Raw genomic sequence first — 23,352 nt, forward strand, 5'->3', positions numbered from 1 at the left:
CGCCGTCGCGCCGCGCGGCTAATCGGTATTGAAGTCGACCACCACGTTCGACGCCGGCCATTCCATCAGGTGCAGCGCCGGCCGCTCCGCGGCGGGTGGCAGCCAAGGGGCCGCGCCGAGCGTGCCGATGTCCGGATAGTGGCCGAGCACGCGGAAGCGGTCGATGACGAACGGAATGCCTTCCGCCCCCAGCGGCGACGATCCGTCGGCGACGTGGAAGTGCAGATGCGGGCCGGTGGAATCGCCGGTGAAGCCGAGCGCCGCGATCACCTCGCCGCGGCGCACGCGCTGGCCGGGCCTCACCCGGATGCTGCCCGGCTGCAGGTGTTCGTAGAAAGCGTGGCGGCCGTCGCCGAGATCCAGTGCGACGTAGTTGCCGCTGGCATCGGCGAGTGCGTGTGGCCGATGGCCGGAGATGGTGCTGCTTTCCTGGACGTCGTTGCGCACGGCAGACACCGTGGCGTCCGTGACCGCCAACACGTCGGCACCGTATCCCGGGGCGTCGTCGACGCGGTCGGGGTCGCCATCGGCGATGTGGCCCCGCGTATCGACCCGCACCCAGTCGATCGCGAAGCGCCCGGGGATGCGCACGCGGCCATCCAGCGCGTAGAGCGCCCGGCGGTGACCGCGCGGCCACGCCGGCGAATGCACCGCGACCCACGGGCCGCCACGCAGCGGCCGGCCCAACACGGGTGGCGGGCGCGAATCGACCGCGACGCGTGCGCCCTCCACCGCGCCGTTGCTTCCATCGCCACCGGCGACGCGATACTCGACCCGATGCTCGAGCGCTGTCGGCACCTCGCCCGGCAACATGATGTCGAGGTAGGCCACGGCGCGCATTCCGGGTGCGATAGCCGGCGGGCCCATGCCCTGCCTGTCCGAGCCGGGGATGGCGAGGAGCTGCGCCAGTGCGGGACCTTCGATGCGGGCGAGCATGCTACCGGCGTCCGCGTCGCGCACCTCGATGCTCACGGGCACCAGCGGCTCCCGTCCGAAGTTGGTCAGGTGCAACTCGTGGCGAAGCAGGTGCCGGCCATTGACAGGCACGGCCCGTGGCACGGCCGGGACCTGCAGGTCGAACGACTGCGTCAGCACCACCCCGGCTGCCACGGGCGCGGCGTTGGCGAGGCAAACAAGCAGGCCGGCGAGCGCGCGCCACGCGACGCGGGGGGAATCTGCCATGTCATGTCCACCAGGGAAGGACGCTCCCAGGATAGCCGCGCCTCAGGGCGCAGGCAGGGATCGGAAGTCACTGCCCGCAGCAATGCGGCATCGTGCATCGACGCTTGTGCCGGCCGGCATGTCCGTTGACACTATGCGCCGCGTCTTGGTCCGTGGCGGTGTCCCCGCCGCCAGGCTCGGGGGAGGCGTGATGGACAGGAATGGGGATCAACTGAGAATGGAGATTTCAGGCATGTCGAAGAAGAAGGTATTGCTCGCGGTCGCGCTGTCGGCCCTGGTGGTCGCCGCGCCGATGTCGGCGCTGGCCAAGAAGAAGCAGTCCGGCGTCGGCCCGGGCATGAACGAGGCGGGTGAAGTCGTCAATTCCGCCCAGGTCGAGGCCGGCTGGGGCGAGGAAGTGGTCGGCATCAACGACTACGAGGGCGAGATCACCGGCAAGCCGGCGCCGGGCAGCAAGTTCACCCAACTCAAGATCGGCATGCCGATGAAGCAGGTCACCGACCTGATCGGCGAACCCACGGACCAGGGTGCTTACGTCACCGGCAAGGCGTTCATCCCGTTCTTCTTCGGCGGCGACAAGTATCGCTACGAGATGGCCTACAAGGGCCAGGGCCGGCTGGTGTTCGCCGGCCAGTCGATGGGCACGGGTGGCAACCTGATCTGGATCATCCACAACAAGGACGACAGCGGCTATCGCGAATAGGCGATCGCGTGTCGTACGGAAGAAGCCTCGCCTGCGCGGGGCTTTTTTTTGGGGTTCTTCTCCGCTTTCAGGGAACGCCTCTGTTTCGTGTTCCCCGCGACCTGGCGGGTCCGCTGCGACCTGCAGGCCTTCGGGTCGAATGTCCTCCGGCATTTGCCTTGGGCGAATGCCTCCTCCTTGATTTCGCCCCAAAGGCCTGCAGGTCGCGGCGGACGATTGGATCGCAGACTGCATAGCCGGGGCCCTGAGGGTGACGTGGACTCGGTGGACCGCCGCGCAAGCCGGAACGCCGGATGCGGATGTCCTGGGGCGCGAAATCAAGGGGGAGGCGTCGGCAACGCCGGCGCCGGAGGACATTCGCGCCCCAGGGCATTCGTATCCGGCGCTCAGTCCATTGCAAGCAGTGGCTTTTCCCGGTAGAGCGAAGAACTCTTTTGGCCGTCGCGATCGATATTGCAGGCGGCTCATGGCAAGCCTCTGAATCGAGCAAACCGATGGAAAGGCTCGCGGCTGAAGCCGCTCCTGCAGAGGATCCACGGCCACCCGCACCTTCGCGATCAACCCTGGGATGCCAGGCAATCGGGCGCCGACGGTTCGCGGTCGTGGCTGACGCACTGCTGCAGCCGCGGCGGCAGGTTGGCCAGGTGCCGCGAGGTGCCGGCGTCGAGGGTGAAGGCCTGCACGGTCCGCGTGTCGCAGCGCGCGTCATCGCCCGGCTCGTCGGCCGCGTCGCCACATTCGCGCACGAACAGCAGGTAGTGGCAGCGGCCGCTGATGCTCTTGATGCACTCGAAGTCGCCGGCGCCGCCGTTGACGTACGAGCGCATCACGTTCTGCGCCTTGCCGTCGATCGACACGTTGGTGATCGTGGTGGTGCCGGCGTCGATCCTGCAACCGGCCAACAACAGGAGTGTGGCGAATACGACGGCGTTGCGCATGGCGTTTCCTTGCGGTTGTCGCGATAGCGGGGGAGGCAGATCAGTGGTTCGCGCGTGCGCGTCGGATGTCACATGTTGCGGAACAGGGGCATGAACGGCTGGCTCACCGCCAGCGTTTCCGGTCGCTGCTTGAGCCGGATCGCGCCGCGGCCGCTGTCGTCTCGGGTGATCGACGCGATCGCCTTGAGGTTGACGATGGTCGAGCGATGGACCTGCTTGAACATCGCCGGGTCGAGCAGGCCCAGCAGTTCGCGGATCGGCGTGCGCAGGAGCGCCTCGCCCTCGGCGGTCATCACCGTGGTGTACTTGTTGTCGGCGCGGAAATACGCCACGTCCTCGACCAGGATCAGGCGCGTGTCTTTGCCGGCGCTGGCGGTGATCCACGACAGCGGCGTCGCCGCCGGCGTGCGGGTGGCGTCGAGCTGGCGGATCAGCGCCGCGAGCGTGGCGGCATCCGGGTGCGCCCCCGCCGCGCGCGCCCGCAGGCGCTGCACCGTGGCATCGAGGCGTTCGCGCGACACCGGCTTGAGCAGGTAGTCGACCGCGCCGTTGTCGAAGGCATCGATCGCGTACTGGTCGTAGGCGGTGACGAACACCACCTGCGTGCGCGGGCTGGCCTCGGCCGCGGTGGACGCGACTTCCAGGCCGGTCAGCCCGGGCATGCGGATGTCGAGGAACGCCACGTCGGGCTGGTGTTCGGCGATCGCCTCGACCGCGCTGCCGCCGTCGTCGCAGGTCGCGACGATCGACAGCTCCGGCCAGGCTTGGCGCAGCAGCGATTCGAGCGCGGTGCGCAGGATCTCCTCGTCCTCGGCGATGACGCAGGTGGGACTCGAAGCGACGGCGGTGTCACGCGACATGGTCGTGCTCCCGGGCGTTGTCGGTGGGCAGGGTGATGGTGGCGGCGACGCCGGCGGGGAAGTTGGCGGCGATGCTGAAGCGGGCGGCGTTGCCGTAGGCCAGGCGCAGGCGCTCGCGCACGTTCTTCAGGCCGATGCCGGTGCCGCTGCTTTCGGCGTTGAAGCCGCGGCCGTCGTCGGCGACGGTGACCGAGAGTTCCTGGTTGCCGGTGGTGGCGCGGATCCAGACGGTGCCGCCGCCGGGCTTGGATTCGAGCCCGTGCTTGATCGCGTTCTCCACCAGCGTCTGCAGCATCATCGAGGGGAACGGCAGCGCATGCAGCGCCTCGGGCACGTCGACCTGGGTCGACAGCCGCGGACCCATGCGGATCTTGAGGATCTCGAGGTAGGCGTTGGCGCGCTCGAGTTCCTCGCCCAGCGTGGACTGGCCCTGCAGCGTGCGCGGCAGCGAGCGGCGCAGGTAGGCGATCAGGTGTCCGAGCATGGCGTCGGCGCGTTGCGGGTCGCTGCGGGTCAGCAGCTGCGCGCTGGCCAGGGTGTTGTAGAGGAAGTGCGGCTCGACCTGGGCGTTGAGCAGGCTCAGCTTGGCCTCGCTCAGCTCCCTGGCGCTGGCCGTGTCGCGCACCACTTCCTTCTCGCCGCGCCGGTGTTCGGCCACGCGGCGGGTGATGGCGCGGGTGATCGCTTCGATGGTCTCGAGGTTCCTGCCGTGGTCGACGCGCAACCAGTCGGTCCATGCGCCGCTTTCGGGCTCGCACGCCAGGGTGATGCTGGAGGTGTCGCCGCCCGGCAGCACGGTGGCGACCACCACGTCGCGCTGTCCGCCGAGCCGGGTATCGAGCCAGTGCATGGGATCGAAGCGACTGTGCGCGCCGTAGGGATCGGGGCGGCTCACGCCGGAGCGGACGCGCAGGCTGTCGCGCGCGGACTCGATGTCGACCGCCCTGGGCAACTCGCGCAGCGCGGCATCGACCAGGCCGAACGCGTCGTCGGCGGGAAACGGCACCTCGATCTGTCGGCGCTGCCGGTTGCGCAGCTGCTCGGCGGTCGCGTCCTGGCCGACGATCATGCGGACGCGGTGGATATGCGAGATCACGTCGGGCACGACGAACGCCAGGGTGATCATCCACAGCAGCACGATGGGGAATTCGGGCAGGTTCAATGCCGAAGACCAGACCATCAGCACCAGCAGATAGAAGATGCACCAGGCCAGGACGTGGCGGGTGACGAAGAACAGGGTGGTCATCGGAATGCGGCCCGGGAAATCATGCGGCGAGGATAACGACGCCCCCTGCCCATTGGCAGCGCCGTGCGACGAAGGCGGGAAAACGGCGACCGAAGCGCCGGCTGCGCGCGTGGAGCCAGCGCCGCCGGATGTCGCGTGGCCGCGGGCAGGGCATTGACGCGGTGGTGCGCAGCGATGGGGGATGATGCCGGTCCCGGCTGCCCGGGTTCGAACCAAGGACTCCACATGCGCTTTGCCCTGCTGGCCATCGCTGCCGCCTTGCTGCTGTCCATTGCCGGATGCGGGCAGGATCGGGCTGCCCCGGCAGAACCCGCCAGCACGTCGCCCGCCACCGCGCCATCTGCTGCCCAGGCGGATGCCCCGGCTGCGACCGCCGTCCCGGCTGCCGGTGTCCCGGACGATGCCGCGCCCGCTGGCCGGACGGAGGGACCAGCGGAGCCGGACGACCATGCCGCGGTCAACGCCCGGATCGACAACGTGCTTGGCGACCACGCGCCGTACGAACGCGCCGTGCTCGCGTTCCGCGCCGCGGTGCAGGCGGGCGACCGGGCAGCGGTCGCGGCGATGGTGGCCTATCCATTCACCGCTCACCTCGACCGCGGTGAGGTTCGCATCGCGGACGCGGCGGCATTCGTCGCCCGCTACGACGACATCGTCACGCCGGCCATCGCGCGTGCGATCGGAGACCAGCGCTACGCCGACCTGTTCGTCAACCAGCGCGGGGTGATGTTCGGCAACGGCGAAGCCTGGATCAACGGTGTCTGCGCCGACGGGAACTGCGCGAATCCGGACGTGCGCGTCGTCGCGATCCAGCCGGCGCAATAGCCGAGCCACCATGCACCCCTGGCCTGTCCTGCTCGCCGCCGCGCTGCTTGCGACCGCCATCGACGCGCAGGCGCGCACGGTCTATCGCTGCGTGCGCGACGGCACGGTAAGCCTGGCGACCGCGCCCGAGCCGGGTTCGAAATGCGTCGCGAAGCAGATCGACGACAACGCGGTGCAGGCGCCCAATCTGTGGGGCGAGATGGGGGTGTTCAGCGGCACGCTCTATGAGCGCGAACAGGACGGTCGGCTGGTGTATTCGACCCGCAACCTGCCCGGGTCGCGCGTGTTCCTGAAGTTCACCGTGCAGACGCCGCCGGGCGAGCCAGCGCACGTGGGCCTGGGCAAGGTGGGCAGGCCGCAGCTGGACCGCCACGCCAAGCTGTTCAAGGCCGCGGCCAGGGCGACCGGCGTTGAGGACGCGTGGCTGCGCGCGATCGCCCACGCCGAAAGCGGCTTCGATGCGCGCGCGGTGTCGCCCAAGGGTGCGCAGGGCGTCATGCAGCTGATGCCAGCGGTGGCGACGGAGTACGGGGTCAGCGATCCGTTCGCGCCGGCGCAGTCGATCGGAGGCGGCGCGCGCTACATGAAGTCGCTGCTGCGCCGCTACGATGGCGACCGCGCGCTGGCGGCCGCCGCCTACAACGCCGGCATCGGCACCGTGGCCCGCTACAAGGGCGTGCCCCCGTACGCCGAAACGCGCACCTACATCGACAAGGTGCTGACCCTGTACGAGCGCTACCGCGAGGCGATGGGCGTCCGGCGGGAAACGCCGGCACAGTAGTGCTTGCGGTGGGCAATTCCGTGGAAGCCGCCCGGGCCTCGAGTCTTGCTCCCGAATCGCAGCGCTTTCGAGAAGAGCGCCAAAAGCTCGCGGCTGAAGCCGCTCCCACGCGAGCGAGGATCAGCGCGGCGTGAGCTTCAGCAACCGCCCGCCCTTGCCGTCCTCAAGCAGCCAGATCGCACCGTCAGGCCCCTGTTCCACCGCGCGGATGCGCTGGCCCATGTCGAAGCGCTGCGCCTCGCGCGCGGCATCGCCATCGAACTCGACCCGCACCAGCGACTGCGACGACAGGCCGCCGATGAACGCGTCGCCCTGCCAGTCCGGGAACATCGCACCCGAATAGATCATCAGGCTCGATGGCGAGATCACCGGCGTCCACCAGGCCTTGGGCGCGCTGAATTCCGGGCGGGTGTCGTGGTCGGGGATGACGCGGCCGTCGTAGTGGTCGCCGTTGGAGACGATCGGATAGCCGTAGTTGCCGCCGCGCTCGACCAGGTTGAGCTCGTCGCCGCCCTGCGGTCCCATCTCCACTTCCCACAGCCGGCCCTGCGCGTCGAAGTCGATGCCCAGCAGGTTGCGGTGGCCCAGCGACCAGACCTGCGCGGTCACACCGCCCTTGGCGGCGAACGGGTTGTCGGCCGGCACGCTGCCGTCGTCATTGAGCCGGATGACCTTGCCGAGGTTCGACTGCATGTCCTGCGCCGGGTCGAACTTCTGCCGCTCGCTGGACGTGATCCACAGCTTGCCGTCGCTGCCGAACAGCAGGCGGTGGCCGAAGTGGCCGCGGCCGTCCACCTTCGGCACCTGCCGCCAGATGACCGCGAGGTCCTGCAGGGCGCCGCCACCGCTGTCGTCGAGCGCCAGCGTGCCACGGGCCACGGCGGCGCCGCGGGTGTCGTCGTCGCCGGCCTCGACGTAGCTGACGTACACGACGTGGTTGTGGGCGAAATCCGGATGCGGGGCGATGTCGCCGAATCCGCCCTGGCCGCCGTAGTCGACCTCGGGCACGCCGCGGATGTCGGCGCTTGCGCCGGTGGCGGGGTCGACGCGCTTCAGCCCGCCCTTCTTCTCGGTCACCAGCAGGCGCCCATCGGGCAGGAAGGCCATCGCCCACGGCTCGTCGAACGTGGCAACCTCGGTGGCCGCGAACGGGAGTGCACCGCGGTCGGCAGGCGCCGCGGCGGGCGTGGCAGAGGCCGGCGCTGGCGTGGCCGCGGCGGATGGCGCGGATGGATCGGGTGCCGCGGCGTCGCCTGGTCCGGTGCACGCCAGCAGGCCCAGGCTGCCCGCGCAGGCGAGCACGAGCAGGCGGCGATGGAGGCGGCGGGGAGTGATGCGGCAAACGGTCATGGCGGCGCTCCGGTTCACGTGTCGACACGGGTGGGAATGCACACTAGCACCAGCGTGCAAGGAGGATCGGATGCTGCCAGCGATCGACATCGGTTGCCCGTACTGCGGCGAAACCATTGCCCTGTTCGTCGACGGCTCCGCCGGCGACCAGCAATACATCGAGGACTGCCAGGTCTGTTGCCGGCCGATCCAGGTGACGGTCACCCTGGACGCGGACGGGGAACCCACCGTCGGCGTGCGCGCGGAGGATGAAGTCTGACGACGCGTGCCAGGCCGGCGTGGCCTCCGGCAGCTGCGCCGGGGCCGCCGGGCGCTATGCTCCCGTCACGGAGGATCACCGCCATGCCCGCAACCGCGATTGCGCCGCTGCTCGCCACCGCCGGCATCGGCTGGCTGTACTACCGGCGCATCCGCCGCCAGTTCGGGCGCCAGCCCTATCGTCCCAGGCGCACGATGCTGCGCATCGTCCTGCTGTCGCTGGTCGCGTGCGGGTTGCTGGCGATCGGCTTGCTGGCGCCGCGACTGGGTCCCGCGCTGGCGATCGGCGCCATCGCTGGCGCGATGCTCGGATGGTTGGCGCTGCGACACACCCGCGTGGCCATCGTGGCGGGGATGCGCGAATACGTTCCCAATCCCTGGATCGGCGGGCTGATCGCGCTGCTGCTGGTCGCCCGGCTGGCCTGGCGCTGGGTCCACTTCGGACACTTCGACGCAGCCATGCAGTCAGGCGCGCAACTCAGCCCTTTGACCTGCGGATTGCTGGCTGCGCTGGTCGCGCACTACCTGGTCAGCGGCATCGGACTGATGCGGCGCATGCGCGCGCTGCTTCCCGATTGAAGGTTTCCGCCGGCACGGCGGTCACTACGCGCAGGTAAAAGTTGTGTTGTGTTCAGCCCCCGGGATTCGGGGGGCGGCACGCGCACGGCCGAAAAAAAACCGGGCGGCCCGGCACTTGGCGCAATGCATGACGGCCATCGCATCATCGGCTAGCCGCATTCGTGCCGGCGATGGTTAAGGCGGCGTAAGCCCGCGCGTGGGAGCGCGGGAAATGTTCATCCGGATATCGGCATGGTCGTTCCCAGGGCGGTGCGGCACGATCCGATCGACGGCGTCCCCCCGCTCAACCACCCCCATGGAGAACCCGATGAACAACGCAAACAAGCTGTCCGGCCTGATCGCACTGGTTGCCGCCGCGGCCATGCCGCTCGCATTCGCGCAGACTGCCCCGACCACCGACGATGGCGCCATGCAGTCCACCTCGCCGCAGTCGACCTCGCCGACGACCACGGCCCCGACTGCCGAGCCCAAGCAGGTCACGTGGGCCGACCTGGACACCGACAAGGATGGCAGCCTGAGCAAGGCGGAAGTCGCCACCGTTCCGGCATTGACCCAGGTGTTCGGCGCGGCCGACGCCGATGCCGACGGCAAGCTGACCGCTGACGAATACAAGGCCCACGCGGCCGCCGACAATGCAGGCGACGCCACCGGCGACACCACCGACGACGGCGGAGAGTAAGCAGGACGCAGTTGCGCATCCTTGATCCACGGGCGGCCTTCGGGCCGCCCGTTTCCTTTTCCGGCGGCTGGCCAGCGCACGTGCGATGTTTCGGGGGCGATTCCACCACGCGGGGCGAGCAGCACGATATTCCAGCCGTCGCTTCCGGCAGCCCCGGCATAATGCACGCATGGACAATGGCATCCGCATGGTGGCCTTCGACGGCGACGACACGCTCTGGCGCAGCCAGGACTACTTCGATGCCGCGCAGCTCGAGTTCGAGCAGATCGTCGGTCGCTACATCGACCTGGCCGACGCGCGCGTGGCCGAGCGCCTGTATGCGTTCGAGAAGGCGAACCTGGCGTGGTTCGGCTATGGTGTGAAGGGCATGGCCCTGTCGATGATCGAGGCGGCGGTGGAGATCACCGGCCAGCGCGTCGGCGCCGCGGACGTACAGCGCATCGTCGGGCTTGCCAAGGAGCTGCTGCGGCATCCGGTAGAGCTGCTGCCGGGCATCCGCGACGCCGTCGCCGCGGTGGCCGCGAAACATGACGTCGTCCTGATCACCAAGGGCGACCTGTTCCACCAGGAAGCGAAAGTGCGCGACTCGGGGCTGGCCGACCTGTTCCGGCGCATCGAGATCGTCAGCGAGAAGGATCCTGCGACCTATGCGCGGCTGCTGGAGGAATTCGGCATCGCAGCGGCGCAGTTCGTGATGGTCGGCAATTCGCTGCGCTCGGACATTGCCCCGGTGCTGACGCTCGGCGGTTGGGGCGTGCACATGCCGTATCACACGACCTGGAGCCACGAGAGCGAGGCCAGCATCGATGCCTGCGGCGAGCGCATGCGCACCGTGCCGTCGCCGGAAGGCCTGCCTGCGGCGATCCAGGCGATTGCCGGGTCCGCCGCGGCAGGACGGTTTGCGCGGTGAACGGCAAGCCAATCCAGGCCACCGCACGCGCGACGGCAAGGCCCGGCTCGGCACTGTTGCGCTGCGGACTGGCGGCAACCAGCCTCATGGCTCTCGTGTCACTGGGCGCTTGCAGTGCCGCCGGCCCGGTGCCGGTGCGCAGCGGCCAGCCGGTGGCCGTGTTCGCGCAACCCGCCACGACTGCAAAGCCTCCGCACCACGACGAGCGTCTGCCGCACCGCGTGCGTCGCGATGGCCATGGTCGTCAGATCCATTTCCGCGAAGTGCGGACGAATCCCCATCGCGCGGCCGCATGCGGCAACTCGCGCTGCGAATCCAGCGATCCCCGCCCGCATGAGGATGGCGGGCAATAGCGGCAGCACGTCACCTGCGCGTCGCCGGCCCGGATGGGCTGGCAACTACTCGCCAATCTGCTGCGGCTGGGTGGTCAGGGGATGGATGCTGGCTTCGACCCCGGATTCGACCTGCAGCGTGACCCAGCGCAGGGCGACGGCGTAGGCGCCGAGCAGGACCACGACGGCGACTGCCCAGACCACCCAGCGATGCGATCGGGTCGCCCGCGGAGCATGCGCTTGTCGGGTGCTGGCCATGGCGTTCTCCTGAATGCGGTCGGCGCGGGGCGCGCCATCGAGTTGCGCGCAAATTACGCCCGCGCGCGTCACGGGCGCGTGCAAGCACGGCGGTTCACATTCGATCGCGGCGCGCTTCCGATCGGCGGACCAGACGCTTCGCACGTGCGTTGGATCGGCTGCGGGCACGGCACGATGAACCGCGGATTTCGGCGTCGCACGTGCGGGCGGCATCGCGCGACTCGCGCGGGCGCCGGTCCCGGTGCAAGATGGAAAACATCGCCACGGTGGTACGCGGAGCTTTCGCTGGCCGCGCCCGGGGAAACATGCGTGCAAACCGAACTGAGACACGAGCCATGGACAACCCGATGACCCTTCCTTTCGTTGCCGTGTTGCAGCGCCTGCCCCGTCCGGTCGCGCTGCTGGCGGCGGGCCTGCTGCTGTCGGCGGCATTGCTTCCGCCAATCGCATTCGCGCAGGACCATGCATTTGCCTGGAATCCGCGCAGCGGGGATGCCTGGGTCGACGCGCAGCTGGCCGACATCAACGCCTACGGCAGCCGCTACCGCGGCGCGTTCGTCGACGAACTGGCGCGCTACCACGCCGCGCCGCGCGCGCTGGTCACCGAACTGGTCGACGAGCGCAACTGGGCGCCGGGAGACGTCTACTACGCCTGCGTGCTGGCGCAGGTGCTGGGACGACCTTGCCGGGCCCTGGTGGAAGCCTGGGGACAATCCCACGACGAGGGCTGGGCCGTGGTCGCCGCGCAGGCGGGCATCGCGTCGAGGCCGAACCCCACGCAGCGGCTGAAGCAGGAGATCGCCGCGAGCTACGCGCGCTGGGGCCGGCCGGTTGCCGAGGTGCCTGCACCGACCAAGGAAGGCGACGAGGACCCGAAGCAGCGCAAGCGCGGCGGTTGACCCCGCCGCTCAGCCAACGAAGGTATCGAACAGCAGCTTCATGTTCAGCACCACGATGATCGCCGCGATCGCCCAGGCCAGCGACGCCAGCCAGGGCGCGATGACGAACCGCCCCATCTTTTCCCGGTCGGTGACGAAGCGCACCAGCGGGATCACCGCGAACGGCAGCTGCATCGACAGCAGCACCTGGCTGAACACCAGCAGCTTCGCCGCGCCTTCCGAACCGTAGAGCGCGGTGATCACCACCACCGGCACGATCGCGATGCCGCGCGTCACCAGCCGCCGCGCCCAGGTCGGCAGGCGCAGCTGCAGGAAGCCTTCCATCACGATCTGACCGGCCAGGGTGGCGGTGACCGTGGAGTTCAGGCCGGAGGCGAGCAGCGCGATCGCGAACAGCGTCGAGGCGATGCCTACCCCGAGCATCGGCGAGAGCAGCGCATAGGCCTGTTCGATCTCCTGCACATCGGTATGGCCTGCCTTGTGGAACACCGTGGCGGCCATGATCAGGATCGCGGCATTGATGAACAGCGCCAGCATCAGCGCGATGGTGCTGTCGGTCACCGCCCAGCGGATCGCCATGCGCTTGCCGGCGTCGTCGCGCGGGTAGTCGCGCGTCTGCACGATCGAGGAATGCAGGTACAGGTTGTGCGGCATCACCGTGGCGCCGATGATGCCGATCGCGATGTACAGCGCGGCCGGGTTGGTCACCACTTCGACGCGCGGAATGAAACCGCCCAGCACCTCGGCCACCGGCGGCGCCGCGAGCGCGATCTGGATCCCGAAGCAGGCGAAGATCACCATCAGCATCGCGATGATGAAAGCCTCAAGCGCGCGGAAGCCGTGGCGCATCAGGTACAGCACCAGGAACACGTCGACCGCGGTGATGATCGCGCCCATCACCAGCGGGATCCCGAACAGCAGGTTGAGCGCGATCGCGGTGCCGATCACCTCGGCCAGGTCGCAGGCGATGATCGCGATCTCGCACACCAGCCACAGGGCGAACGCGACCGGCTTCGGGTAGTGGTCGCGGCAGGCTTGCGCCAGGTCGCGGCCGGTGGCGATGCCCAGCCGCGCCGCGAGTGCCTGCAGCACGATCGCCATCACGTTCGACAGCAGGATGACGCTCAGCAGGGTGTAGCCGAACTGCGAACCGCCGGCCAGGTCCGTGGCCCAGTTGCCCGGATCCATGTAGCCGACCGAGACCATGTAGCCGGGGCCGAGGAACGCGAGGAACCGGCGCAGCCACTGGCCCGACCCGCCGGCTGTGGGGACGCGGACGCTGGCGTTGAGCGCGCCCAGGCTGGCGCCGGTGCGCGGATCGCGGGGGAAGCGCCATCCGCGCTCGGCGACGCGGGGCGAGGCAGGGTCTTCGCGATCCACGGGCGATCGCCGTCCAGGCGGGGAAGCCCGTTATAGCCACTGCTATGTTGCGAAGCAAGCGCCATGGTGCTGCGCTACCCTGACGCGCCCGCGGTCCAATTCCTGCGCCGCAGGCGTCCGCGCGACAGGACCCGAGCCGGCATGCCGAAATCGAAACCCGCGCCCCCGCCGCTGATCGACGCACGCGTGCATGCGGAGAGCTTCCGCCAGGTCCGCGAGGCGCATCGACTCGAGCTGGTGGAGGACTATGTCGAGTTGATCTCGGACCTGATCCGCGACGGCGGCGAGGCCCGCCAGGTCGACATCGCCGCGCGCATGGGCGTGGCCCAGCCGACCGTGGCCAAGATGCTCAAGCGCCTGGCGAAGGCGGGCTACGTGGAGCAGAAGCCGTACCGTGGCGTGTTTCTGACCGCGGGCGGCGAGGCGCTCGCGCAGGCCAGCCGGGAACGGCACCAGGTAGTGGAAGCGTTCCTGCTCGCGCTGGACATCGATCCCGACACCGCGCGACGCGATGCCGAAGGCATCGAACATCACGTCAGCGCGGACACCGTCGCGGCGTTTGCGCGCTTCGTGCAGATGCGGCAGCGACCCGTGGAGTAGTTGCGAAGTGGCGCTGCGGCCATGGGGCCGCGCGCCTGCGCTCGCCTCAGGCGGCTTCGGACAGCGACTCGGCCAGGGCCTGCCACTTGGGCAGCTTGTCGAGCTGGCCGACCGTGCGCAGGTAGGCCGTGTCGATCTCGCGGCCGTTGACCAGGGCCGCGGCGACGTGCACCGCGCCGGCGACCCAGAAGCTGCCGCGGATGCGCGCGGGCTGCAGGTGGAACGCCACCGCTTCCACGATCGGGCCGGGCAGGCCCCACAGGCCCAGCAGGTAGGCGCCGGTAGTGGCGTACGACGCCGCGGAGCCGTGCTGGTCCTGCACGGTCAGCTTCGGCAGCAGCAGGCCGACTTCGGACAGCAGGCCGGCGGTGGAGGCGAGCTCCGCGCTCGGGCCGGCCAGCAGGCGTCCGGCGAGCTGCGAGATGCGCAGCGAGCGATCGCGGATGGCGTCGGCGTCGGCGCCCGCGGCAAACACTTCGCTGGCCAGGACCAGGTGGCGCAGGGCGTTCTGGCCGAGCCGGGTGACCGCGGTGCGCAGGTCGCTGATCTCGCGGCCGCCGGAGTAGTAGGCCGAGTTGGTCAGCCGCAGCACGCGCGCGGCGACGGTCGGGTCCTGGGAAACGACCTCGGCGATGCGCGCTGCACTGGTGTCGGGATCGCGCAGCAGCCGGGTCAGCGCCATGTACTGGCGCGGCGCGGCGGGCAGGGCGCCGACGCGATTGATCGCCTGCTTCAGCGCGGGGTCCTCGAGCAGCGCGCGCAGCTCCATCACGCTTTCCACCGCCTCGATCAGCGGCAGCGCTTCCAGCGGTTCGGGGAGCACCCGGTGCGCGGTCTCCAGCGCCTGCATCGCTTCCTGTTCGCGGCCCGATTCCATCAGCAGGATGCGCACGGCGTCGGGATGCCGCTCGCGCAGCTGGGTCAGCACCGCCAGGCCCGCGGCGGGGCCGACGCGCTCGCCGCACACCAGCACGTCGGGAGCGAGGTCCGCGGCCATGGCCAGCGCGGCCTCCAGGCTCGCGGCGCGGGCCAGCTGCCAGTCCAGGCCCTGCTCGGCCAGTTCCTGTTCGACCTGCGCGGCCTGCTCACCGTTGTCATTCACCATCAAGATCAGCACCACGTCCCCCCGCTTCCACTTCAGCGCGCCAACAAGATCGACAACGATACTGCAGGCGGGGACGCGCGGAATCGCGCTCGACGCAAAGTTCGAGCGCGCGCACATTTCCGCAGGTTTTCCGCGCGCCAATCGCCACCGGAAATGACGCAAGGCGGCCGCAACGGCCCGCGCGCGTCAACGTTTCGCCGGGTCGGCGTCGTGCGGCGCGATGGGCAGCGTGGCGCGCACGCGGGTGCCCCGGCCCGGCGCGCTGTCGATCACCAGCGAACCTCCCAGCTGCTGGGCGCGCTCGCGCATCGTCAGCAGGCCCAGCCCGTGCACGTCCGCGGGGTCGACGCCGCGGCCGTCGTCCTCGACCCGAAGGTGCAGCGCCTGCCCGTCGAGTTCGATGACCACCTCGATGGTCGTGGCACGGGCATGGCGCAGGGCGTTGGTCAGCGCTTCCTGGGCAATGCGGAAGCAGGCCAGCTCCACCGCTGGCGGCGGGCGCTGCGGCATCGCGGGCACCCGCAGCGTGATCTTCGTGCGCGTATTGCGCTCGAGCAACGCGACCTGGCCGCGCAGCGCCGCCTCCAGTCCCAGGGAATCGAGCTGCGGCGGGCGCAGCAGCAGCGACAGGTTGCGCAGCTTGAGCACCGTATGGTCGGCGATCGCGACGATCTCGTCGACGATCTCGCGTCGCGCCGGATCGTCGTCGAGCAGCGCGGTCGCGCCGAGCTTGATCGCGGTGATCGACTGGCCGACGTCGTCGTGCAGCTCGCGCGACAGCGCGCGGCGCTCGTCCTCCTGCGCGGTCAGCAGCCGCTGCGCCATGGCCTGCAGCTCCTCGCGCAGCAGGCTCTGCTCGCGCATGCCCGAACTGGCCTGGCCATAGGCCGTGCGCGCATCGTCGGCGAGCCGGTTCATCGCGTCGGCCAGCGGCGCCAGTTCGCGCGGCAGGCTACCGGCGGCGATCGGTTCGGGTTCGCGATCGACGGCGAAATGCTGCATGCGCTCCAGCAGGCCGCGCACGCTGCCGCCGAGGCGCCGCATCTTGATGCCGACGATCGCCAGCACGCCGAGCAGCACCAGCGCCAGCAGGCCCAGCATGATCATTGCATTGCGCCACAGTTCCGCCTCGACCGCCTGTTCGGGCTGCAGCAGCCACAGGCTCCAGCCGACCTCGAGCGGCATCGCCAGCGCGTAGGCGTCGCCGCCGTCGCGCAGGACGCCGGGCAGGCGCTGCATCCGCGCACGACCGTCAGCCGTCGGCAGGGCCGCCAGCCAGCGTTTGCGCTCGTCGCCGCGCAGCGTGTCCAGCGGGCGGTACGGCAGGCCGGGGCTGGCCTGCACCACGGACAGGTTGCGGTCCAGCAAGAGCAGCTCCAGGCCGCGCTTGCGCAGCCAGCGCTGGCTGGGTGCCAGCGCCTCGATGGGGATCGAGCCTTCCAGCACGCCCGCGAAGCCCTTTTCCGCATGCAGCGGCACCGACACGGCCACCAGCGGGTCGGTGCCCAGCGCGCGTCCGCGAAAGGCGTTGGAGACGTGGCCGCGGCCGCTGCGCCGCGGTTCGCGGAAGTAGTCGCGGTCCGCGACCGAATACGCGCCCGTCGTGGCTGCCATGGCCGGGGCGGTGGTCCGCAGGACGCCGGCGCCGTCGGTGGCCAGCAAGGAGACGAAGGCGGGGTAGTGCCTGCGCAGGTGGCGCAGGTCGCTGGACCAGGCCGCGACGTCGTCGATGTCGCCGGCGGCGCCGCGACGTTCGGCCAGCACCTGCAGCGCCACCAGATGCGACTGCAGGAAAGCGTCGATCTGGCGACCGTTGACCTCGGCCGCCACCGCCAGCCGCGCGGCGGCCTGCTGCTGCGCGGTGGCCACGCCGCGCCAGAGGAGGAGCGTGGCCAGCATCAGCACCGGCAGCACCACCGCGAGCAGCAGCAGGCGCGCGAACTCGGGCAGCAGGGCCCAACCGGGCCGGGTCTCGGGAGCGTCTGGGGTCGACATGCGCCTGCCACGCTAACCGCCCAGGCCCGTCGACCACAACCTCCGGGGGGGTGATCTGCGGCCGCTGCGGCGTCACGCCGGCCTGGTCAGGCCGGCTCCGTCACGCCGCGTAGATCACGGGGTGCTCAGAACAGTTCCACGCTCCCGGCGTCCATCGATTGCTGCATGACCGGCTTGTGCGGCGGGCGCTCCCAGTCGCCGCGCATCTGCATGATGCGTCCGGCAAGCTGGCCGATCGCCTGCTGCACATCGGCGCCGCCGCCGTGGTGCAGCAGGTCCTGCAGCGCGCTGGCTTCGCGGTTGATCGCCCCGAGGCGGTCGAGGTGCACGTTGGCCGCGGTCAGCGCCTGGGTGGCGATATCCTCGAACTGCAGCGAGCGCACCGCCTCGGCCACCGAGCCGTCGATCGCGCGGCCGCATTCGACGATCTCGCGCATGCCGTTGCCCAGGCCGCGGTTGATGCCGTCGACGCGCTCGAGCATCGCCGCGGCTTCGGCACGCGCGCCGCGGGACCGGTCGAGGTCGCGCGATGCCATCTGGCTGACGGTGTCGCGGACGCGTGCGATCGCATCCTTGGAGCTGTGGGCGAGCTTGCGGATCTGTTCGTTGAAGGCGGTCGAGCGTTCGGACAGGTTGCGGACTTCGTCGGCCACCACCGCGAAGCCGCGACCGGCTTCGCCGGCGCGTGCCGCTTCGATCGCGGCATTGAGGGCGAGCAGGTTGGTCTGGTCGGCGATCGACCGGACGTCCTCGAGCAGCGAGAAGATGCCGTCCAGGTGTTCGGCCATCGCGTCGATGTGGGTCACGGTGGTGTTGCTCTGGCCGCTGACGGCCTCCAGCGCTTCGACCAGCTGTTCCATCTGCTGGCTGGCCTGCTGCGCGAAGTGGTGCACGTCGGCGCCGCCCCCCACGCCGTCGGCGCCGCGGCGGTCGATGATGCGGGTGACGACCTCGCTCTGCTCGCGCGACTTGCGATTGACCGCCTCGAAACTGCTGCCGAGCTTGGAAACCGATTCGCGGATCAGTTCGCGGGTGCGTTCGATCTCGGTGCGCGAACCCTGCACTTCCGCGCCGATGAAGCTGCGCAGGTCCTCGAGCAGGCGCGTCTGTTCGGAGAGCAGGGCGGTATTGCGTGCCGTGGGGCGCTGCGACCAGGCGAAACCCAGCCAGGCCAGGGCCATGGCCACCAGCGCGCCCCAGCGCACCGGCGTCGGCAGGCCGAAGGCCTCGACCACGAGCACGGCAAGGGTGAGCGCCAGGGGCGCGGAGATGCGGATCAGTAAGCGCGAATCCATCGTCGGTCTCGGTGGGGGATGGTGTGCCTTGGATAACGGCAGCGGCGGCGCCCGCTTGAGCGGCCGGTCAGTTTCCTGGCACCGGAGCGAGCAGGCGCTGCGCGATTCGGTCGAGCGGCAAGATCTCGCAGGCCGCGCCGAGCGCGACCGCTGCGCCGGGCATGCCCCAGACGACGCTGCTGGCCTGGTCCTGGGCGATGGTGTCCGCGCCGGCCTTGCGCAGGGACAGCAGGCCCCGCGCGCCGTCGTTGCCCATGCCGGTCAGCAACGCCGCGCTGGCGTTGGCGCCCGCATGCGCGGCGACGGATTCGAACAGCACGTCGACGCTGGGGCGGTGTCCGCGCACCAGGTCCTCGTCGCTGATCCGGCAGTGCCAGCGCGCGCCGCTGCGCACGACGCGCAGGTGGCGTCCGCCGGGCGCGAGGTAGGCGTGCCCCGGCAGCAGCGGCTGGTTGTCGACCGCCTCGAGCACGGTCATGCGGCTGTTGCGGTTGAGGCGCTCGGCGAATGGAGCGCTGAACGCGCCGGGGATGTGCTGCACCATGACCGTCGCCGGCGCGTCGGCCGGCATCTGCGCCAGCACGTCGCGCAGCGCCTGCACGCCGCCGGTGGAGGCGCCGATCGCCAGCAGGCGATCGGTCGTGCGGAAGCCCAGCGGGCCCTGCACGCGCACCGGGGCGGTGTCCGCGATCCGGCCCACGCGCGCGCGCGCGGCCAGCTTGATCTTCTCCGCGAGCTCTTCCGCGTGCCCGGCCAGCCCACGCGCGACATCGAGCTTCGGCTTGGCGACGAAGTCGACCGCGCCCAGCGCCAGTGCGTCCAGCGTGACCTGCGCGCCGGCGTGGGTGAGCGTGGACACCATCACCACCGGCATCGGCCGCAGCCGCATCAGGTTGCGCAGGAACGACAGGCCGTCCATGCGCGGCATCTCGACGTCGAGCGTGATCACGTCCGGCTCGAGCTGCTTGATCTTGTCGCGGGCGATGTACGGGTCGGCGGCGGTGCCGACCACCTCGATGCCGGGGTCGGCGCCGAGCAGTTCGGTCATCAGCGAGCGGATCAGCGCCGAGTCGTCGACCACCAGCACGCGCACGGGTTTGGTCGCCATCAGAACAGCTCCACGCTGCCGGCGGCCGGCGCCTTCGCCAGGCGGCCGTACAGCGCGCGTTCGGCGTCGACGATGCCGGTTTCGCGCGTCGACGGCAGGCGCTTGACCAGGGTGCGGCCGGTCTGCACGAAGAACCCCACCTTGCGCGGATGCACGTCGCCCAGGTCCTGCGCCAGCACCGGGATCCGTTCGGCCGCCAGGTACTCGAGCACGAACTGCGCATTGCGCGTTCCGATCGGCGCGCTGTGGAAGCCGCTCAGCACGTTGCCGCCGCCGAACACCTTGGCCTGCAGGCGCTGGCGTCGCGCCCCGAGCTTGAGCAGGTCGTTGATCAGCAGCTCCATCGCGTGCGCGCCGTAGCGCGCGCTGGTGTCGCCCCCACCTTCGCCGCCGGGCAGCATGAAGTGGTTCATCCCGCCCACGGCCATCGCCGGGTCGTACAGACACGCGGCCACGCACGAGCCGAGCAGGGTCACCACCGCCACCGGTTGCGCGCTGGCGACGTAGTCCGCCGGCAGCAGGCGGATGGCCTGGCACTTGAGCGCGCCGTCGTAGTACGTGCCCGGCAGCAATTCCGCCGCCGCGCTGTTCACCCGCGCACCGCCGTCGAAGCAGGCCGGTAGATGGTGCGCCCGCAGGGCACGACCAGGTCCGAGGCGTGGTTGAAGCTCTCGGAATGGCCGGCGTACAGCCGCCCGTCGGGCGTCAGCAGCGGTGCGATCCGCTGCAGCACGTGGTACTGCGTGGGCTTGTCGAAGTAGATCATTACGTTGCGGCAGAACACCGCAGCAAAGCGCTCTCGCAGTCCGTAGTCGTCGTCGCACAGGTTGAGCTGGCGGAACTCGAGCAGCGCCTGCAGTTCGGGCCGCACCCGGCACAGGCCGGCGTTGGCGCCGCTGCCGCGCTGGAAGAAGCGCCGCTTGCGGGCGGCATCCAGTGCGTCGATCCGCTCGACCGGATACACGCCGCGCCGCGCCAGCTGCAGCACGTGGGTATCGATGTCGGTGGCCAGGATCCGCACCGGTGGCGTCAGCGTGCCGAACGCCTCGCAGGCGGTGATCGCAAGCGACCAGGGCTCCTCGCCGGTGGATGCCGCGCAGCACCAGATCTGCAGCACGCCGTCGCCGCGGTGCGCGGCGCGCAGCTGCTCGGCGAGCACGCCGAAGTGGTGTCCCTCGCGGAAGAACGAGGTGAGGTTGGTGGTGAGCGCGTTGACGAACTGCTGCGCCTCCGCCCCCTGCGCGCTTTCGACGTGGTCGAGGTATTCGCCCACGCGCCACATGCCGAGCACCCGCAAGCGTCGCGCCAGGCGGCTGTAGACCATGTCGCGCTTGTGCGGGCTGAGGCTGATGCCGGCGCGCTCGTGGATCATCCGGCAGACGCGGCGGAAGTCGCGCTCGTCGAAGTCGAACGCGCGCTCTTCGGCCTGGGAGGCGGCGCCGGGGGCGAGGTCAGCCATGGATGGTGCCCCGCTGCGCGTTCGCGGACGTGTTGTGGTCGCCGCCGTTGGCGAGCAGCCAGCGGCGGATCTCGGCGTTGGGCAGCGCCGGCGCGTACAGGAAGCCCTGCACCCGGTCGCAGTCCAGGCCGATCAGGATTGCCCGCTGGGCCTCGTCCTCGACGCCTTCCGCGACCACCTGCATGTCGAAGTTGCGCGCGATCAGCACGATGGAGCGCACGATCGCCTCGCTGCCACGGCTGATGGCCAGGTCGCGGACGAACGAGCGGTCGATCTTGATCCGGTCCACCGGCAGCCGATGCAGCATCGACAGCGACGCGTGGCCGGTACCGAAGTCGTCGAACGACACCCGCAAGCCGAGCGCGCGCAGCCGGGCCAGCGAAATCTCGGCCAGGGCGGGCTCCGCGGCGCCATCGCCACGCAGGGCGATCGATTCGGTGAGCTCCAGTTCCAGCCGCGCCGCGGGCAGTCCGGCGGCGTGCAGGGCCACTTCGATCTCCTGCGGCAGCGCCTCGTCCTCGAACTGCACCGGGAACAGGTTCACCGCAACAGTGATGCCGCGTCCACCGACCGTCGGCCAGGTGGCCGCGTCGCAGCAGGCGCGCTGCAGGATCCAGCGTCCTACCGCCGGCGCGATCGCGCTGCGCGACAGGGCGTCGATGAACTCCGCCGGGCCGAGCATGCCGCGCTCGGGATGCTGCCACCGCAGCAGCGCCTCGGCGCCCGCAGGCAGGCCGCTGCGCAGGTCCACCTGGGGCTGGTAGTGCAGTTCGAACTCGCCCTGGCGGAAGGCGCGGCGCAGTTCCAGGTCCAGGCGCCTGCGGTCGATCGCCTCGGTGCGCATGCCCGGGGCGAAGCGGCGCACCTGGCGACTGCCGGCGCGCTTGGCGTGCTGCAGCGCGAGGCCGGCGCGGGCCAGCGTTTCGTCGGCGTCCTCGTGGGCGTGGTCGAGCGCCAGGCCGACGCAGGCTTCCACGTGCACGCGCTGGTACTCGATCTCGCAGGCGCGCGCCAGCCCGCGAAGCATCGGCCGCAGCTGCGGTTCGATCGTTTCGAGCTGCGCGCACGGGAACACCAGCGCGAACTCGTCGCCGCCGCAGCGCGCCAGGTAGGCGTCGGCGGGCAGCCAGTGCATCAGCCGCGATGCGACCACCTGCAGCGCCGTGTCACCGATCCGGTGCCCGAGCAGGTCGTTGATCGAGCGGAAGTTGTCCAGGCCGAGCAGTGCCACCGTGGTCGGCACGCCGCGCGCGCGCAGGCCTTCGAGCATCGCCAGCAGGCCGTCGCGGTTGGGCAGGCCGGTCAGCGCGTCCAGCCGCGACTGGACTTCGTGCTGGCGGCTGGGACAGTCGGTCACGTCGCGCAGGCTCAGCGCCAGGCCGGTGTCGGCACCGGCCAGCCAGGCGCAGCGCAACGCCTCGAGCGTGCGCGACTCGCCTTCGGCGTCGATGACCTGCAGGTCGAAGGTCTGCGCCAGCGTGGCCGGCTCGGCGCTGCCGTCGAGCCAGCGCGCAGCCGCGGCCGGATGCGTCTGGAGCCGCGCCGGGAAGAGTCCGTCGATCGGCTGTGTCGGATCGCAGGCCTCGCCCAGCAGCACCTGCGCGGCCATGTTGGCGAACGACACGTTGCCGTCGGTATCGAAGACCAGCAGCAGGCTCGAATCCACGTGCGCCAGCTGCTCGGCGATGCGATGGCGGCGCTTGATCTCGCGGTAGCCGACCATGTGCGCGGCAATCGCGGCCAATTTTTCCAGTGCCGGCAATGCGGCCACTGCGGGCGTGGGGCGCGGATGGCCGTCGGCCACGGCGATGGCGCCGAGCAGCTTGCCGCTGCGGCTGAAGACCGCGCTTGCGGCGTGGAAAGGCAGCATCGTGCCGACGCTGCCTTCGTCCGACGCCAGGCCAGGCAGGCGCGGGCCGACGGCGCGCAGCAGCGCTTCGACGGCAGGCACCAGCGATGCATCCAGGCCGCGTTCGGCGACCAGCCGCAGCCGCTCGCCTTCGTACAGCGCGACCGCCGCCAGCGCGCAGCCCACCTGCTGCGTCGCCAGCCAGGCCAGGTCGTGGAAACCCTCGCCTTCGCCCGGCATCGCCAGGGCGAGCGCTTCGTTGCCGGCCTCGCTCGAGGAAGCGCAATCGGTGCAATCGCCGCGGGTCGAACGGAACGTCATGTGGTGGAGCTCCTGGGGAGGGCGCGGCTTGCGGTGGTGCGTCGCTCCTGCAAGCGACGTGGTCGGGGCGGAATCGGCACCGCTCGCGCCGGTCGTGAACGTGGCGCAAGCGGTGCGTCTTCCCGACCATATCGGCGGGCCACAGGCGTGCTTGAGCGCGGCGTCCACCGGTGCATCGCGAACTGCGACGCCGTCGACGCCCGCTGCGCTGCGCGGGAGGGCGTCGACGAATCTTTCACCGCGGTCAGGCGGCGATCGCTGCCAGTGCGGTGCGCTCGTGGCCGGTCTGGATCCGGAACGCCGCCACCGTCTGCACCAGCTGCCCGGCCTGTTCCTCCAGGCTGCGGGCGGCGGCGGTGGCTTCTTCCACCAGCGCCGCGTTCTGCTGCGTGCCTTCGTCCATCTGGGTGATGGCCTGGTTGACCTGCTCGATGCCGGTG

General features: G+C 70.3%; 24 protein-coding genes and 1 pseudogene. 10 read left to right on the top strand and 15 right to left on the bottom strand.

Annotated elements, in window-relative coordinates:
* Window positions 1-18 precede the first annotated feature (18 nt).
* Window positions 19-1,182 (bottom strand): M23 family metallopeptidase, encoded by a 1,164-nt coding sequence (locus ACFOM9_RS16170; RefSeq protein ID WP_386713319.1) that lies wholly within the window; start codon window positions 1,180-1,182, stop codon window positions 19-21.
* Between the two features lie 274 nt (window positions 1,183-1,456).
* Here ACFOM9_RS16170 and ACFOM9_RS16175 point away from each other — a divergent pair, with 274 nt between their 5' ends.
* Complete coding sequence (locus tag ACFOM9_RS16175) at window positions 1,457-1,885, top strand: hypothetical protein (RefSeq protein ID WP_386713387.1); 429 nt, start codon at window positions 1,457-1,459, stop codon at window positions 1,883-1,885.
* Window positions 1,886-2,442: 557 nt separating this feature from the next.
* On the opposite strand, the gene ACFOM9_RS16180 is transcribed toward ACFOM9_RS16175, so the two are convergent.
* From ACFOM9_RS16180 to ACFOM9_RS16190, 3 genes are all read right to left on the bottom strand, one after another.
* The gene (locus ACFOM9_RS16180) at window positions 2,443-2,823 is read right to left on the bottom strand and encodes a hypothetical protein (RefSeq protein WP_386713322.1); all 381 of its coding nucleotides are present in this window, start codon (window positions 2,821-2,823) and stop codon (window positions 2,443-2,445) included.
* 68 nt (window positions 2,824-2,891) lie between these two features.
* Entirely contained in the window at window positions 2,892-3,683 is a 792-nt protein-coding gene (locus ACFOM9_RS16185) for a LytR/AlgR family response regulator transcription factor (protein ID WP_386713325.1), read from the bottom strand.
* On the bottom strand, window positions 3,673-4,929 hold the full coding sequence (locus ACFOM9_RS16190; protein ID WP_386713328.1) for a sensor histidine kinase: 1,257 nt from the start codon (window positions 4,927-4,929) through the stop codon (window positions 3,673-3,675). Before ACFOM9_RS16190 ends, ACFOM9_RS16185 begins: the two co-directional genes overlap by 11 nt.
* Window positions 4,930-5,154: 225 nt before the next feature.
* On the opposite strand from ACFOM9_RS16190, the gene ACFOM9_RS16195 reads away from it, so the two are divergent.
* The gene (locus tag ACFOM9_RS16195) at window positions 5,155-5,754 is read left to right on the top strand and encodes a hypothetical protein (protein ID WP_386713331.1); all 600 of its coding nucleotides are present in this window, start codon (window positions 5,155-5,157) and stop codon (window positions 5,752-5,754) included.
* A 10-nt stretch (window positions 5,755-5,764) separates the two neighbouring features.
* Window positions 5,765-6,535, top strand: a complete 771-nt coding sequence (locus ACFOM9_RS16200; protein WP_386713333.1) for a lytic transglycosylase domain-containing protein — start codon at window positions 5,765-5,767, stop codon at window positions 6,533-6,535.
* Window positions 6,536-6,655: 120 nt separating this feature from the next.
* On the opposite strand, the gene ACFOM9_RS16205 is transcribed toward ACFOM9_RS16200, so the two are convergent.
* On the bottom strand, window positions 6,656-7,885 hold the full coding sequence (locus tag ACFOM9_RS16205; protein WP_386713336.1) for a PQQ-dependent sugar dehydrogenase: 1,230 nt from the start codon (window positions 7,883-7,885) through the stop codon (window positions 6,656-6,658).
* A 70-nt stretch (window positions 7,886-7,955) separates the two neighbouring features.
* Between ACFOM9_RS16205 and ACFOM9_RS16210 the strand changes: the two genes are divergently transcribed.
* The 5 genes from ACFOM9_RS16210 to ACFOM9_RS16230 all read left to right on the top strand — a co-directional run bounded on the left by ACFOM9_RS16210 (window position 7,956) and on the right by ACFOM9_RS16230 (window position 10,664).
* Window positions 7,956-8,144 carry a CPXCG motif-containing cysteine-rich protein gene (locus ACFOM9_RS16210; RefSeq protein WP_386713339.1) on the top strand — a complete coding sequence of 63 codons (189 nt, stop codon included), beginning with the start codon at window positions 7,956-7,958 and terminating at the stop codon, window positions 8,142-8,144.
* Window positions 8,145-8,227: 83 nt separating this feature from the next.
* The gene (locus ACFOM9_RS16215) at window positions 8,228-8,722 is read left to right on the top strand and encodes a hypothetical protein (protein ID WP_386713342.1); all 495 of its coding nucleotides are present in this window, start codon (window positions 8,228-8,230) and stop codon (window positions 8,720-8,722) included.
* Window positions 8,723-9,029: 307 nt separating this feature from the next.
* Complete coding sequence (locus tag ACFOM9_RS16220) at window positions 9,030-9,401, top strand: EF-hand domain-containing protein (protein WP_386713345.1); 372 nt, start codon at window positions 9,030-9,032, stop codon at window positions 9,399-9,401.
* Between the two features lie 169 nt (window positions 9,402-9,570).
* Window positions 9,571-10,311 (top strand): HAD family hydrolase, encoded by a 741-nt coding sequence (locus ACFOM9_RS16225; RefSeq protein ID WP_386713348.1) that lies wholly within the window; start codon window positions 9,571-9,573, stop codon window positions 10,309-10,311.
* Window positions 10,308-10,664, top strand: coding sequence for a hypothetical protein (locus tag ACFOM9_RS16230; RefSeq protein WP_386713351.1), 357 nt, complete (start codon window positions 10,308-10,310; stop codon window positions 10,662-10,664). Before ACFOM9_RS16225 ends, ACFOM9_RS16230 begins: the two co-directional genes overlap by 4 nt.
* A gap of 45 nt (window positions 10,665-10,709) precedes the next feature.
* On the opposite strand, the gene ACFOM9_RS16235 is transcribed toward ACFOM9_RS16230, so the two are convergent.
* On the bottom strand, window positions 10,710-10,901 hold the full coding sequence (locus ACFOM9_RS16235) for a hypothetical protein (protein WP_386713354.1): 192 nt from the start codon (window positions 10,899-10,901) through the stop codon (window positions 10,710-10,712).
* Window positions 10,902-11,248: 347 nt separating this feature from the next.
* On the opposite strand from ACFOM9_RS16235, the gene ACFOM9_RS16240 reads away from it, so the two are divergent.
* Entirely contained in the window at window positions 11,249-11,800 is a 552-nt protein-coding gene (locus ACFOM9_RS16240; RefSeq protein WP_386713357.1) for a hypothetical protein, read from the top strand.
* A 9-nt stretch (window positions 11,801-11,809) separates the two neighbouring features.
* On the opposite strand, the gene ACFOM9_RS16245 is transcribed toward ACFOM9_RS16240, so the two are convergent.
* Window positions 11,810-13,099, bottom strand: a complete 1,290-nt coding sequence (locus tag ACFOM9_RS16245; RefSeq protein WP_386713390.1) for an Nramp family divalent metal transporter — start codon at window positions 13,097-13,099, stop codon at window positions 11,810-11,812.
* Between the two features lie 222 nt (window positions 13,100-13,321).
* Between ACFOM9_RS16245 and mntR the strand changes: the two genes are divergently transcribed.
* Window positions 13,322-13,780 carry a manganese-binding transcriptional regulator MntR gene (gene mntR, locus ACFOM9_RS16250; protein WP_386713360.1) on the top strand — a complete coding sequence of 153 codons (459 nt, stop codon included), beginning with the start codon at window positions 13,322-13,324 and terminating at the stop codon, window positions 13,778-13,780.
* Window positions 13,781-13,826: 46 nt separating this feature from the next.
* Here the strand turns inward: mntR and ACFOM9_RS16255 are convergent, their stop codons facing one another.
* From ACFOM9_RS16255 to ACFOM9_RS16290, 8 genes and pseudogenes are all read right to left on the bottom strand, one after another.
* Window positions 13,827-14,885: an HDOD domain-containing protein gene (locus tag ACFOM9_RS16255; protein ID WP_386713363.1), complete on the bottom strand. Its 1,059-nt coding sequence runs from the start codon at window positions 14,883-14,885 to the stop codon at window positions 13,827-13,829.
* 186 nt (window positions 14,886-15,071) lie between these two features.
* Complete coding sequence (locus tag ACFOM9_RS16260; protein WP_386713366.1) at window positions 15,072-16,880, bottom strand: ATP-binding protein; 1,809 nt, start codon at window positions 16,878-16,880, stop codon at window positions 15,072-15,074.
* A 125-nt stretch (window positions 16,881-17,005) separates the two neighbouring features.
* Window positions 17,006-18,175: a methyl-accepting chemotaxis protein gene (locus tag ACFOM9_RS16265; protein ID WP_386713369.1), complete on the bottom strand. Its 1,170-nt coding sequence runs from the start codon at window positions 18,173-18,175 to the stop codon at window positions 17,006-17,008.
* 67 nt (window positions 18,176-18,242) lie between these two features.
* Entirely contained in the window at window positions 18,243-19,283 is a 1,041-nt protein-coding gene (locus ACFOM9_RS16270; protein ID WP_386713372.1) for a protein-glutamate methylesterase/protein-glutamine glutaminase, read from the bottom strand.
* Window positions 19,283-19,876 (bottom strand): chemoreceptor glutamine deamidase CheD, encoded by a 594-nt coding sequence (gene cheD, locus ACFOM9_RS16275; protein ID WP_386713375.1) that lies wholly within the window; start codon window positions 19,874-19,876, stop codon window positions 19,283-19,285. The genes ACFOM9_RS16270 and cheD overlap by 1 nt, the downstream gene beginning before the upstream one ends.
* Window positions 19,873-20,742, bottom strand: coding sequence for a CheR family methyltransferase (locus ACFOM9_RS16280; protein ID WP_386713378.1), 870 nt, complete (start codon window positions 20,740-20,742; stop codon window positions 19,873-19,875). The genes cheD and ACFOM9_RS16280 overlap by 4 nt, the downstream gene beginning before the upstream one ends.
* Window positions 20,735-22,912 carry a putative bifunctional diguanylate cyclase/phosphodiesterase gene (locus tag ACFOM9_RS16285; protein ID WP_386713381.1) on the bottom strand — a complete coding sequence of 726 codons (2,178 nt, stop codon included), beginning with the start codon at window positions 22,910-22,912 and terminating at the stop codon, window positions 20,735-20,737. The genes ACFOM9_RS16280 and ACFOM9_RS16285 overlap by 8 nt, the downstream gene beginning before the upstream one ends.
* A 244-nt stretch (window positions 22,913-23,156) precedes the next feature.
* Window positions 23,157-23,352, bottom strand: a pseudogene (locus ACFOM9_RS16290) (hypothetical protein); the annotation flags it as partial.

Origin of the sequence: Luteimonas notoginsengisoli (assembly GCF_042648885.1) — a bacterium.
Classification (GTDB): Bacteria; Pseudomonadota; Gammaproteobacteria; order Xanthomonadales; family Xanthomonadaceae; genus Luteimonas; species Luteimonas notoginsengisoli.